The 12,997-nt window shown below is 68.7% G+C and carries 11 protein-coding genes; 7 read left to right on the forward strand and 4 right to left on the reverse strand.

Annotated elements, in window-relative coordinates; all coding sequences use genetic code 11:
• Window positions 1-98: 98 nt before the first annotated feature.
• The gene (locus tag VYJ16_RS21395; protein WP_336352352.1) at window positions 99-1,616 is read right to left on the reverse strand and encodes a PAS domain-containing protein; all 1,518 of its coding nucleotides are present in this window, start codon (window positions 1,614-1,616) and stop codon (window positions 99-101) included.
• A gap of 141 nt (window positions 1,617-1,757) precedes the next feature.
• Between VYJ16_RS21395 and VYJ16_RS21400 the strand changes: the two genes are divergently transcribed.
• Window positions 1,758-2,288 carry a DUF5817 domain-containing protein gene (locus VYJ16_RS21400; protein WP_336352353.1) on the forward strand — a complete coding sequence of 177 codons (531 nt, stop codon included), beginning with the start codon at window positions 1,758-1,760 and terminating at the stop codon, window positions 2,286-2,288.
• 75 nt (window positions 2,289-2,363) lie between these two features.
• Here VYJ16_RS21400 and VYJ16_RS21405 read toward each other — a convergent pair whose 3' ends face one another.
• On the reverse strand, window positions 2,364-2,720 hold the full coding sequence (locus tag VYJ16_RS21405; protein WP_336352354.1) for a hypothetical protein: 357 nt from the start codon (window positions 2,718-2,720) through the stop codon (window positions 2,364-2,366).
• A 52-nt stretch (window positions 2,721-2,772) separates the two neighbouring features.
• On the opposite strand from VYJ16_RS21405, the gene VYJ16_RS21410 reads away from it, so the two are divergent.
• Window positions 2,773-3,210 (forward strand): hypothetical protein, encoded by a 438-nt coding sequence (locus tag VYJ16_RS21410; protein ID WP_336352355.1) that lies wholly within the window; start codon window positions 2,773-2,775, stop codon window positions 3,208-3,210.
• A gap of 59 nt (window positions 3,211-3,269) precedes the next feature.
• Here VYJ16_RS21410 and hmgA read toward each other — a convergent pair whose 3' ends face one another.
• Complete coding sequence (gene hmgA, locus VYJ16_RS21415; protein ID WP_336352356.1) at window positions 3,270-4,484, reverse strand: hydroxymethylglutaryl-CoA reductase (NADPH); 1,215 nt, start codon at window positions 4,482-4,484, stop codon at window positions 3,270-3,272.
• Window positions 4,485-4,532: 48 nt separating this feature from the next.
• Window positions 4,533-7,253, reverse strand: a complete 2,721-nt coding sequence (locus VYJ16_RS21420; RefSeq protein ID WP_336352357.1) for a vWA domain-containing protein — start codon at window positions 7,251-7,253, stop codon at window positions 4,533-4,535.
• A gap of 322 nt (window positions 7,254-7,575) precedes the next feature.
• Here VYJ16_RS21420 and VYJ16_RS21425 point away from each other — a divergent pair, with 322 nt between their 5' ends.
• The 5 genes from VYJ16_RS21425 (at window position 7,576) to nadA (ending at window position 12,994) form a co-directional block, all read left to right on the forward strand.
• Window positions 7,576-9,138, forward strand: coding sequence for an amidohydrolase (locus tag VYJ16_RS21425; protein ID WP_336352358.1), 1,563 nt, complete (start codon window positions 7,576-7,578; stop codon window positions 9,136-9,138).
• Window positions 9,139-9,212: 74 nt separating this feature from the next.
• Window positions 9,213-9,683: a hypothetical protein gene (locus VYJ16_RS21430; RefSeq protein ID WP_336352359.1), complete on the forward strand. Its 471-nt coding sequence runs from the start codon at window positions 9,213-9,215 to the stop codon at window positions 9,681-9,683.
• 80 nt (window positions 9,684-9,763) lie between these two features.
• Window positions 9,764-10,711 (forward strand): hypothetical protein, encoded by a 948-nt coding sequence (locus tag VYJ16_RS21435; protein WP_336352360.1) that lies wholly within the window; start codon window positions 9,764-9,766, stop codon window positions 10,709-10,711.
• The gene (locus VYJ16_RS21440; RefSeq protein ID WP_336352361.1) at window positions 10,701-11,660 is read left to right on the forward strand and encodes a hypothetical protein; all 960 of its coding nucleotides are present in this window, start codon (window positions 10,701-10,703) and stop codon (window positions 11,658-11,660) included. The genes VYJ16_RS21435 and VYJ16_RS21440 overlap by 11 nt, the downstream gene beginning before the upstream one ends.
• A gap of 209 nt (window positions 11,661-11,869) precedes the next feature.
• A complete protein-coding gene (gene nadA / locus VYJ16_RS21445) occupies window positions 11,870-12,994 on the forward strand; it encodes a quinolinate synthase NadA (protein WP_336352362.1) in 1,125 nt (374 codons plus the stop codon).
• Window positions 12,995-12,997: the final 3 nt, after the last annotated feature.

A 12,997-nucleotide genomic window follows, 5' to 3' on the forward strand; every position in this document is an offset into this window, starting at 1 on the left:
TGGCATAGAGCCAACTTGTTAAGCGTACGCGTTGACTGTTCGACGTCCACGCCACCGCGCCGTCAGCCCGACCGTTCGACGTCCACGCCACCGCGCCGTCAGCCCGACCGTTCGACGTCCACGCCGTGGAACGCGAACTCGGCACCGCCGTCCGCGCTCTCGGTCACCTCGACCGTCCACTCGTGCGCGTCGACGATGGCGGCGACGATGGCGAGGCCGAACCCGGTTCCGTCGGGGTCGGTGGTGTGCCCGCGGTCGAACACGCTGTCGCGTTCGCCCTCGGGGATGCCGGGGCCGTCGTCCGCGACGACGAACCCGTCTTCGGTCGCGGACACCGTGACCGTCGACGCGCCGTTGGCGTGTTCAACCGTGTTCCCGGACCGCGTCCGGGAGCCAGTCGAACCGTGTTCGACCGTGTTCCGGAAGAGGTTCTCGAACACGGAGACGAGTCGCTCCCGGTCGGCGTGCACGACGACCCCCTCTGGGACGTCGAGCACGAGCCCGTCGGTCTCCACCATCGACCACGCGTACGTCGCGACCTCGCCGAGGGAGACGCGCTCTGTCGCCTCCACGACGTCGCCTTCGCGGGCGAGTGCGAGGACGTCCGTGATGAGCGAATCCATGCGCGAAAGCGCCTCCTCGGCCGCCGCCACGTTCGGGTCGTCGACCGCGTCGAGGCGTCCCTGCGCGACCGCGAGCGGGTTCCGGAGGTCGTGACTCAGGACGCTCGCGAAGTCAGACAGGCGCTCGTTCTGCTCGTGGAGTTCGGCCTGCAGGCGCTTGCGTTCCGTGACGTCGCGCTGGAACCCGAAGTAGTGCGTGAGCTCGCCGTCCTCGTCGAACACCGGCGAGATGTCGAGGTGATTCCAGAACGGCGTGCCGTCCTCGCGGTAGTTCCTGATGTCGACCGACGCCGCTTCCTCGTTCTCGATCGCGGCGCGCAGCGTCGCGACCGTCTCCGGGTCGGTGTCCTCGCCCTGAAGGAACCGACAGTTCCGGCCGACGCTCTCCTCGACTGGGTACCCGGTGAGTCGCGTGAACCCCTCGTTCACGTAGATGAGGGGTTCGTCGTCGGTGCGGGCGTCCGCGATCGTGATACCGACGTCGGCCTGGTCGACCGCACGCTCGAGGAGGCCGTGGGACTCGACGAGCGTCGCGTGCTCGGCGGCCGCACGCAGCCGCTTTTCGAGCACGAGCTCGCTCCCGTCGGGGTGCTTGCGGACGTAATCGGTCGCCTCCGCGTCGAGGAACGCCGCCAGGTCGTCGGTCGCGACGGCGTCCGCGTACAGGACGACCGGGAGCGTCGTGCGCTCGCGGAGCGCGTCCAGGATCGCGAGCGCGCTCGGACCGTCGGGGTCCGGGACGAGGACGGCGACGGTCGCAGCGGTCGCGCCGACGCGCGCCGCCTGCGAGTAGTCCGGTTCGCCCGAATGCACGACGTGACAGCCGCGGTCCGCCGCGAAGGCTCGCACGTCGAACGCGTCCGCCGTCGGGACGAGTGCGGCAAGTTCCACGTCGTTCACCGTACCGTCGGCGACGTCATTCACCGTACCGTCGGCGACGTCATTCACCGTCCCATCGGCGACGTCGTCCGACGGATCGGCACCGGCCGTCATCGACTGCACCACGTCCGCGAGGTCATACCAGCATTACGAGGGCAACTTGTATGAGCGTACCGGGCGGCGGCGCCGTCTCTCGGGTTCGCCGGTCGGGCGTGACCCGAACCGTTAGGTGCGAACGCGCTCGAAGGGGTCGACATGTATCACGTCGTCGGATGCAGCGAGTGCAGCGCGCTCCGCATCGTCGAGGGGCGACCGGAGCGCAGTTCCTGTACGCGCTGCGGGGCGAGCAAGCAGTTCTCGAAGCTCAAGCGGTTCGTGTCGACCGAGGACGTCGACCACGCGCGAGAGGTGCGGGCGTCGATGCTGGCGAACCGCCAGGGCGAGGGGGAGGCGTTCGCGAACGTGGACTCGTTCGCGGACATGGAGGCCGACGTCGCGGAGGGCGTCGTCGACGACGACGAGTTCCTCGAACGCAGTGGCGTGGACGCGACGGCGGCACAGGAAGCCGCGGACCGCGCGGACACGGGGCGCGCGAGTTCGAGCGGGCCGAACAAGCGCGAGGCGGTCCTGGAGGCGCTCGGCGCGCTCGACGAGCCGACGCTCGACGACGTCGCGGCGTACGCGAGCGAGCACGGCGTGGAGCGCGAGTACGTCGAGCGCGCGCTGGAGAAGCTCGAACGCGCCGGCGAGGTGTCGCGGTCCGGCGGCACGTACCGCCAGCTCTGAGTCGTCGTCCCGGAGGCAGGCAGGGAGTCGGGCAGTCAGGTAGGCAGGGAGTCGGGGAGTGTGTTCGCCGCGTCGTCAGGCGACGGTGAGGGCGGCGAACCCGAGCAGGGAGTACGCGAGGACGCCGGCGAGCGAGAACGCGGCCTTCAGGCGAAGCGAGCCGTCGGTGCCGGCGCGGTACTCGCTGGGGTTGGTGACGTCAAATCCGCCGGCGACGCCGACGCCCGCGGACTCCAGGCCCGCGTCGCTCACGGCGAAGGGGACGAGGACGAGTCCGCCGGCGAAGACGGCGAGGAAGAACAGGACGTTCCTGGCGCCGAGTCCGAGGAGTTCGGTGCCGGCGGCGGCGATGGCGAACGTGAGGACGGCGCCGGCGACGAGCGTGTGCCGGAGGAGGTGCGCGGTCACCAGTTGGCGCGTTGATGACTCCATACGAACTGTTAGAAATCCAATTATAATAAGGGTTGGTAGAAAGACACGACTGATGGGTTACGACTCAGCGTTCGAAACGACCCCCGAACTCGACGCACTCTACTTGTCGACGCCGAACGCAGCAGGACCCGTGACCGACCGCAGCGAAGGACTCGCCCTGCTCGCCGGCGAACTCGTCGTCGTCAGCCTCGCGCTCGTGCTCGTCGCCGCGAAGAGCACCGCCGACCCCGTCGCCATCGCCGGCATCGTCCTCCCGCCGACCGCACTCGGCGGCGGCCTCGTCGTCGTCGGCGCCGCCCTCGGCGCACTCCGCACCGCCGACCACGTCGACCCCACCGCCGCCGTCGGCGAACTCGGCCTCGGCGTCGCCGCCGCACTCGCACTCACCACCGCCCACCCGCTCGCGCTCGCGACCGCCGGCGGCGTCGCCCTCCTCAGCGCGCGCCTCCGCGTCGACCTCGGCCGCGTCCGCACCGTCCTCGACCGCTAAGGCGACTCCATCCTCGACCGCTAAGGTGACCCCGTCACCGACCGGTGAGGCGACCCACGTCAGCGCCCGAGGTCCTCGTGCGCCGACGCCAGATGATTCGACGCCAGCGCCGCCAGCAGCGAGAGCTCGCCCGCCAGCGCACCGACCGCGATGACCTCCGCGAGCGCCCGCGCGTTCGACCCCGGCGGGTCGCCACCACCGGCGAACCCGAGCACCTCCAGGGCCTCCGACTGCGTCGACAGCTTCGTCCCACCACCGACCGTCCCGACCTCGAGGCTCGCGAGCGACACCGACGCGTACAGGTCGCCGTCGCGCTCCTCGACGGTCGTGATGGCGTTCGCACCCTCGACGACCTGCGCTTCGTCCTGGCCCGTCGCCAAGAAAGCGGCAGCGACGACGTTCGCCGCCTGCGCGTTGAACCCGAGACTCCCCGCCTTCGCACTCCCCACGAGGTTCTTGCGCGTGTTCGCCTCCGCGATCGCCGACGCCGTCGTATGCAGGCGCTCCTCGACGACCTCGCCCGGGATCTCGACGTCCGCCGTCACCGACCGCCCACGACCCTCCACCGCGTTGATCGCCGCCGGCTTCTTGTCCGTGCACATGTTCCCGGAGAGCGCGACGAGACTCGCCGGCGTCTCCGCCTCGACGACCCCGACCGCTTCCTCGGTCGCGATCGTCGCCATGTTCATCCCCATCGCGTCCTTCGTATCGTACCGGAACCGGAGGAACACCGAATCGCCGACGACGTACGGCGTCACGTCCATGAGTTCGCCGTGACTCGTCGTCGACTCCGCCGCCTCCCGGAGCGCGTCGACGTTCTCGCGCACCCACTCCACGGTCTCCGCCGCCTCGACCACGCCGTCCACGCGGAACACCGGCGCTCGCGTCATCCCCTCCTTCGTCACGCGCGCACTCGCCCCGCCAGCCGACCGGATCACCGACAGCCCGCGGTTCACGCTCGCCAAGAGCGCGCCCTCCGTCGTCGCGAGCGGCAACAGGTACTCGCCGTCCGCGTCACCACCAGCGACCTCGACCGGGCCCGCGACACCCACGGGAATCTGGGTCGCCCCGATCATGTTCTCGATCGCCGACCCAGACGCCTGCTCGGCATCCAGCGCGTACTCGCCGGTCACCGACAGGTCCACGTCCGCCTCCTGCTCGACGTACAACCGACGAGCGGTCGCCGCCGTCTCCGCATCAGCGTGCTCCTCCAGTTCGTGCAACCGCAGGTCGCCATCGCGCACTCGCGTCACCAGAGACTCGGCGTCAGTCATACACGACCCGACAGACCCACGCGAAAAAAGCCCTTCTAGTCGCGCCAGTCAATCGTCGTCGTCGTCCGCGTCACCGCTCTGCGCGGACACCGCCGTCACCTCGACGTTCACGAGGTGCTTCCCGGTCGTCTCGTCGGACTCGCCGAGCTCCACGAGCATCACGACGTTGTTGTTGTCCCGGCCAGCCTCGTCGTCCGACTCCACGACGACGATCGCCTGGTTCGAGGACAGGTTCGACGCGACGAGGTCACCGCCCTGACGCTCGTAGTACTGGCGGCCGTCGAGCGTCAGCATCGACTCCAAGCTCATCTGCCAGCTCGGCGCACTCGCCGACGGTAGCGTCTCCCCGTTCGTGTAGATCTGCACCTCGTGATCCAGGTTCGCCGGGGTACTCCCGTACGACGTACACGTCGTCAGGTTGTGGTCGGTGCCACCGATTTCGACCTGCTCGTCGTGCGTCGTGTTCGCCTCGCACTCGTAGGACTCAGGGGTGAACTGGAGCGTCGACCCCTCCTCGACGACGATGTTCGAGTACGCACCGCGCTCGACGCCACCCGTGTACGCGTTCACGTTCTCGCCCGACCAGAGGTCGTGTGAGCTGTTGTACGTTGCCTCGATCGTCGTCGGTCGACGCAGCACGATGTTGTGCGTCGTCTCCGTGGTGACCGACTCGTTCTCCCACCGCGTGTGCTCCTCGCCGAGGACGACCGACTCGTTCACCGTCACGTCCCGCGAGGCCGACAACTCGACCAACCGGGACACGAGCACGGGCTCGACCTCGACCGTTCCGTTCGCGTACTCGATGGTGCGGTTCACGGACGTCTGGAGCGACACCGACTCACCGGCCGCGACCGTCCGCGTCCCGTTCACCCACACGGTGTCGCCGACCTCGAAGTCCTCCGGGTTCGAGAGGTACCGCGAGACGTTCACGTCCCGCCGAACGCTCCCTTCGTCGAGCGGAATCGTGACGTTACGCGTGACCGTCCGCTGCTTCTTCACGGAGATCGTCTTGTTCGTCGACTCATTGATGTGGATGACCTCGGTCGTCTCGTTGCGCGCGATGGCGGAGAACACCGAATCGAGCTCGTCCGTGTCCGACACCGGGATGTACTCGCCCTCGCCGTCCCCGGTCGTCGCGACGTTCTCGAGGACGTTCGCGTTGACGTCGTCACCGACACCGATCGTGTACACCGTGACGTCGTCCGGAATCTCCTCTTGGGCCGTCTCGTACGGATACGGCGCCCCGTCCTCGTCCTTCCCGTCCGTCAGGAGGATGAGCACCTGGTTGTTCGACGCGTTCCCGTCCGCGCGGAACTCGTCGGACGCGTGCTCGATCGCTTGCGGGATGGGCGTCCCCCCACCGACCTGGAGCTCCGAGAGCGCCGCGTCCGCGGCGCTCTGGTTGGTCGTGAACTCCTGGTACGTGTTCACGTCGAGTTCCACGTCCGCGCACCGCCACTGGTCCCACCAGTTCGAGTAGACCTCCTGACTACAGTAGTCGTACCCGACGACGTTCACCCGGTGTCCCTGGTCGTCCTTCATGACCGAGAGGAACTCGCGGGTCGCGTCCCGAGCCTTCCCCATCTTGTCGTTCCACTGCATCGACCCGGATTCGTCGAGCACGAACGACACCTCGAGCGGGGGCGTGCCGTTCACGCGCTTCCGGACGGTCGTGTTGTTCCAGACCGTCTTCGTGCGGTTGTCCCAGTAGAACTCCGTGTCGTTGACCTGGACGTCGACGCTCCCGTCGAGCGGGAGCTGCACGCTCTTGTTCGCCCAGAGCGTCACGTCGTCGACGACGGTCTCGTTGTCCCACGTCTCCTCCTCGGACGTGTACTCGTGGAGGTTCGCGTTCATGCTCCCGAGGAACGTCACCGTCCCCGAGTACTCCACGACGTCCCCCGGAGGGGTCACGCCGGCGTACAGCGGCGACGTAACGGGCATCTGAATCCCCTCGCCCGACGGCGTAGAGACGACGCTCCCGGCGGAGCCCGGGAGGTCGATGACGTCGTACTCGACGTCGAGGTCGATGCTGTCGACGGTGACGGTCTGTGCGTCCTCGTCGACGTTCACGTTCGACGCGCCGAACTCGGATTCGAGGTGGTCGGCCCAGCCCCGGTAGTAGTCGTCGCTCGTGACGGTGATGCTGAGCGACTCGGGGCGATCGCAGTTCGACGACGGGTCCGACGGCTCGAACAGGGCTTCCTGGATCTCCTCGGTCTTATCGATGGACTCCGTGCGGTCGTAGTCGATGCGCATCTCGTCGTCCTCGACGCTCCCCTCGATCTGGACGACCTGCAGCTGGAGCGCGCCGTCCTGGAAGCCGAGTTCGGGCGCCTTCTGCGTGACGAGGCCGGCGTCGGTGTCCTTCCAGATGGCACCGCCCTCGTAGGCGATGGTGGACCCACCGTCGTCGTTGTACTCGAGCGCGGATAGCTGCATGGTCGCGGAGCACTCGCCGTTGATCTCTAGCTCTATCTGGCCAGTGTCGCTGATCTCGGCCTTGTTCGGGTCGACGGCACCCATGGAGACCGCCTCCTGGTTGTTGCCGCGGCGTTGTGCGAGCGACTGAACGCTGCTATCCATCTCGACGAGCGCTGACGACGCGGCGTCGACGCGTCCTTCCGCGCGGACGTCGTCGGTGACCGCCGTCCCGGACACGAATATCATCGCCGAGCCGGCGATGACGATGCCGAAAAGCAGGACGACGCCGACGAGCTCGGAGACGCCACGGTCGTCGCGTTGATTGTGGTTGGATGTGTTACTCATGATGGCCCCTGGTTTCACGGATGTTTTGTACGAATAGATGTTAAATCTACCGCTGTACGGATGAGAAATATGCTCGGAGAGGACGTGTATTTACAAGCAACGGTGAATTAGGTAATTGACAGTAACTCCGGAAGGATTGGAAATCGCCAGCCCGCACGCGGCACCGTTCAGCGCCGACGCCACCGCGCCCCCCCCCGCCCGCCGAGAACCGGCTCGCGCGCGAGAGCGAAACGCGCCACCTTCGGCGGCGACCGTCGACGCCGACATCGGTCGCTCGCCGCGAGCAGTAGGGTTTTCCTGACGCGGGGCGTCGCTCTCGGGTATGACGACGCCTGCGGACCGCGTGTTCACGAACGCGGACGTCCACACGCTCGCCGAGCCAGACGCAACGCACGAGGCCGTCGCCGTCCGCGACGGCCGGGTCGTGCGCGTCGACAGCGCGTACGAGGTCGACTTCCTCGTCGGCGCGGAGACCGACGTCGTCGACTGCGGCGGCCGGACGCTCCTCCCCGGGTTCGTCGACGCGCACACGCACATGCTCCAGCTCGGCCAGTACCAGGTGTACGCCGACCTCTCCGACGCCGAGACGCTTGCCGACGCGGTCGCGACCCTGGACGCGGACGCGCCGCGCGACCGCGAGTGGCTGCTCGGGTTCGGCTGGGACGAATCCGCGTGGCCCGACGGCCGCTACCTCACTCGCGAGGACCTCGACGCCGTCAGCACCGACCAGCCGGTCGCCGCCCTGCGCGTGGACATGCACACCGCGGCCGTGAACTCCGTCGCGCTCGACGTCCTCGACGTCGACCATACTGACCCGGACGTCCGCACCGACGAGGACGGCGAACCGACGGGCGTGCTCGTCGAGGAGGCCGTGGACCCGCTCTGGGACGCGACCGAGGTCGACCGCGCGGAGGCCCGCGAGCTCCTCGGCGCCGCTCGCGACTACGCCCACAGGCACGGCGTCACCGCGGTCCACGACATGGTCCGCGAGTCGCCCGCGCCGAAGGTGTACCGCGAGCTCGACCTCGCCGACGCGCTCGACCTCCGCGTCCGCATCAACTACTGGACCGACCACCTGGACGCGCTCGCTGACGCTGGCCTCGCATCGAATCACGGGAGCGAGTTCGTCCAGGTCGGCGCGGTGAAGTCGTTCACTGACGGGTCGTTCGGCGGCCGCACCGCGAAACTCGACGAGCCGTACGCGGACGCGGACGCCGACGACGCCGACCCGGAGAGCGACGGCCGCGGCGAGTGGGTCGTCGACTCCGATGAACTCAACCGCTTCGTCGACCGCGCCGACGGCTACGACCTCCAGTTCACCGCGCACGCCATCGGCGACGAAGCCATCACGGCGACGTTGGACGCGTACGAGCGCACCGACGACCCCGGCGAGGCCCGGCATCGCGTCGAGCACGTCGAACTCGTCACCGACGACCACATCGAGCGGTTCGCCGAACTCGGCGTGGTCGCCTCGTGCCAGCCGAACTTCCTCCAGTGGGCCCAGCCCGGCGGGCTCTACGACCAGCGTTTGGGGGAAGCGCGTCGAAAGCAGTCGAACCGCTACCGCGACCTCCTGGACGCGGGCGTCGACCTCGCGTTCTCCTCGGACGTCATGCCGATGGACCCCATGCTCGGCGTCCATCACGCCGTGAACGCGCCCGCCGACGGCCAGCGCCTCACCGTCACGGAGGCGCTGCGCGCGTACACGCTCGGCGGCGCGCACGCTGGGTTCGACGAGGACCGCATGGGCACCGTCGAACCCGGGAAGCACGCCGACCTCGTCGTCCTCGACGACGACCCCTGGAGCATGGACCCCGAAGGACTCCGGGACGTCGACGTCGCGATGACCGTCGTCGACGGCGACGTCGTCCACGACGCGCGCTGACACTCGCTCCGGAGCCCGATTCGCGGGCCTTTCACGTCACAAGAAATATACGTCGAGAATCGAGACTTTCGCGTATGCTCTCCCTCCCACGCAGGTGGCTCGCGCGACTCGCCGGCGTGTTCCGCGCCAGTCGCACCCTCTCGCTCGGCCTCGGGTTCGCGCTCGGTATCGGCGCGCTGTTCGCAGCCGAATACTACGCCCATCTCTCGCTCTACCAGTACCTCCTGCTTCCGCTCGGCGTCGGCGGGAGCACGTACTACATGGCACACTACGACCTGTCCGCGTGGAGTCAAGATGCGATGCTCCGCGGGTTCATCCGGAACTTCGCGATGCTACTTCCGCTGACAATGCTGATCTCCGACGACCTCCCCCTCATGGAGTACATCGTCTCGTTCGTGGCCGTGTACGGCGCCGTCTTCCTCGCGGTCATCACTGCGGTCGTCGACGTCGTCGACGCGACCGACGACGAGGACGCGGACGACGGCGACCACGGCGTCGAGGGCGGGACCCACCGGAGACCGGCCAGTGCCGTCGATGCAGACTGACCGATCCGCGTCCGCCGCAGCTCGGAGTCGAGTCGCGTGGGCCTGGAGCGAGCCCGGTCCAGCGTCCGGAGGTATCGTACGTGCTCGGTGACGGCGGCGTGGCGGTGGTCGCGACCGTGCACGCGTTCTTCCGGGACAGCATCGACGCGTCGCGGTATCTCGCCGTCGCCGTCGCCGTCGGGAGCCCGTTCGGGCTCGCCGCCGTCGTCGACGAACCCATCTACCTCCTCTTGGTGTTCGGCGTCGGCGTCGGGCTCGCGACGTACTACGTCCTCCACTATCCGGTGCGGTACTACGACCCGCTGGCGGGCGAGTCAGTGAACTGGGACGCCGTCGCCGTCGCGGTGCTCCTGTTCGCGTACCTGCTGCCGAGCGGCGCGGACGTGGGTGTCGCCGTCGCGCTCGCGGTCGCCATCGTCGGGCTCTGGGTCGCGGTCGTGGCGGGCGCGCGCATCGACGTCCACGCGCCGCCGAAGCGGTATCATCACGTCCGCCGCGACGACGACCCGGAACCGTCGCCGCGCGTCGAGCGCGCGGTGGCGTGGCTCGCGGCGACGCCACCGCTCCGAGCGATGCGGTCGATGCGAGACGCGTTCCTGGACCGACTCCGCGCGGACCGGCAACTCGCGTGGTGGGTCGGTGCGGCCGCGAGCGGCACCGGGTTCCTCACCAGCGCGTTCGTCCTCGACCTCCCGGACGCCGTCCCGTGGGCACTCTTGCTCGGCCTCGCACCGGTGGTGTACCACGGGACCGACCCGGAACGCCCGGAGACGACCCGACACAAGCATCGCGGGTTCATACGTCAGTGGGCTGCGACTACCGCTGGACTCGTCGTCAGCGACGACGGGTTGGCGGTTGCCGCCTCCGCAGCCGCGTTCGTACTGCTCATCGAAGGAATGACGGTCGCGGAACAGGTCCGCATCGGCGACGGGTTCGGCGACACCGGACGCGGCGGTCCAGGGACCGAGGTGGGGAACGAGGGCGTCGACGACCCGGCGTCGTCGAGTAGGTGGACCGATGGCGATTGACCCGCGTGCAGCGGTCGCGCGACTCGGTGCGTTCTTCGCGTCGCGGTCGGCGGCGGCGTGGTGGCTCGGGGCGGCCGCGGCCGTTGTGGGCTTCGTGCTCGTCGACGCGTTCGTCGTTGGTCCCGAGTATCTCCCCAGCCTCACTGCCAGCGGTCTCGGGCCGGGGACGTACTACCTCGCGCACCATCCGGACGCGCTCTCCGACGAGTCCCGGCCGTGGGACGTCGCGAGCTTCTGGCCGTTCGCCCTCCTCTACCTCGTCCCGAAGGAGGACGGCTGGGTGGCCATCGGCGTGACCGTCGTCTCGTTCGCGGGCGTGGGGGTCGCGGTGATGGCGATGGCGGAACTCGACGGTCGCGCGTGGCTGGAACGCGAGCGAGACGAGTGCGAGCGAGACCAGTCCGTCGACGACGACCCGACGGCGCGTGCGGCGGCGCTCGCGGTCCGGCGGGACCCGCTGCGGCGGTGGACGACGCGGTCGTGGCCGGCGCAGCGCGCTTGCGCGGCCTGGACGTGGCTGGCAGCGGTGCTCCGATCGAACGAGATGGCCGCGCGATGCCTCGGTCTGAGTGCGAGCGTCGCCGGGTTCCTCCTCGTCGGCGAGGTCCCCACCGTCCCCGACGTCGTCCCGTGGGTCGCGTTGTTCTCCTTCGGGCCGTTCGCGTACTACCGGACGCACTACGGGCGAGTCCCGGTGGACGTACCACACGGACGACGGGTCCTCAGGATGCTCGCCGTCGTCCTCCCGACCAGCGGGGTCACGCGCGAGGGCGCGTCCCTGCTGGCGGTCGCGGTCACCGCCGTGACGTTCGCGCTCCTGCTGGAGTCGGTGACGCTCGCGGAACAGTCACGGCTGCTCGCCGAGCACGACGAAGCGGTCGGCGACGACGCCGACGACGGGGAGCGAGTGCCGCCGTGGCGGCGACCGGCCTGCAGCGAGAACCGCTGAACCCACCCCTCTCCAGCGTTGTTCGACGGTTCGTCGACGGTCGCGGGTCGCGCGTATCATTCATCTTCGAACCACCGACACACAACTCGCTGCCGACGCGAGCCACTATTCGGTGGTGGTACCTCACCGGTACCGGTCTTTGTAGAGAAAAGTTCTTCAATGTGGCTCTCCGAGCGGCTAGTAACAACAGGTGAGTCAAAGTGGCCCAGATGGAGTCCGCGACGTTCGAGACGGAGTTGAGTCTCTTCAAGTACGACAACCTGGAGCAACTGCCCGAATCCTACCGGGACCTCGACGAGGGAGAGCGCCGCGAGCGCATCGAGGCGGCGAAGGCCGAACTCGGCGACGACGTCGTCGTCCTCGGGCACAACTACCAGCGCCGCGAGATCGTCGAGCACAGCGACTTCGTCGGCGACTCCTACCAACTCAGCAAGGAGGCGGCGAACGCGGACGCGAAGTACGTCGTCTTCGGTGGCGTGACGTTCATGGCGGAGAGCGCGGACATCATCACGGACGACGACCAGTCCGTCGTCCTCCCGAGCATGGAGGCGTCCTGTCCGATGGCGGGGATGGCGGAGGCGCTCCAGGTCGACGCGGCGTGGGAGGAGATCACGGCCGCGGCCCCCGATAGCGACATCATCCCGATCACGTACATGAACTCGTACGCGGACCTGAAGGCGTTCTGCGCGGAGCAGGGCGGCCTCGTCTGTACGAGTTCGAACGCCGCGGACGCGTTCGAGTGGGCGTTCGAGCGCGGCGACAAGGTCCTGTTCCTCCCCGACAAGCACCTCGGCGAGAACACCGCGTACGAGCTCGGGATGGAGGACGCGATAACGGAGTGGGACCCGTGGGACCCCGAGGGGAAGGACGCCGCGGCCGCGGCCGAGGCGGACATCGTCCTCTGGGACGGCTACTGTCAGGTCCACGAGCGCTTCTCCGCGGAGCACATCGCGGACCTCCGCGCGGAGCGTCCGGACGCGAACGTCGTCGTCCACCCCGAGTGCCGGCGCGAGGTCGTCGAAGCGGCGGACGTCGTCGGTTCGACTGCCACGATATGCGAGACGGTCGCGAACGCCGACCCCGGCGAGGCGTGGGCGATCGGGACCGAGATCCACCTCGCGAAGCACCTCGACCGCTGGCATCCCGACGTCGAGGTCCTCCCGCTCTGTGGGGACGCGTGCATGGACTGCAACGCGATGCGCCAGATCGACCCGAACTACCTGACGTGGGTCCTGGAGGAACTGGTCGCGGGCCGCGAGCGCAACGTCGTCGAGGTCGCGCCCGAGGAGAAGGAACTCGCGCAGGTCGCGCTCGACCGCATGCTGGAGGTCTGAATC

Origin of the sequence: Halorubellus litoreus, assembly GCF_037081675.1 — an archaeon.
Lineage (GTDB): Archaea > Halobacteriota > Halobacteria > Halobacteriales > Natrialbaceae > Halorubellus > Halorubellus litoreus.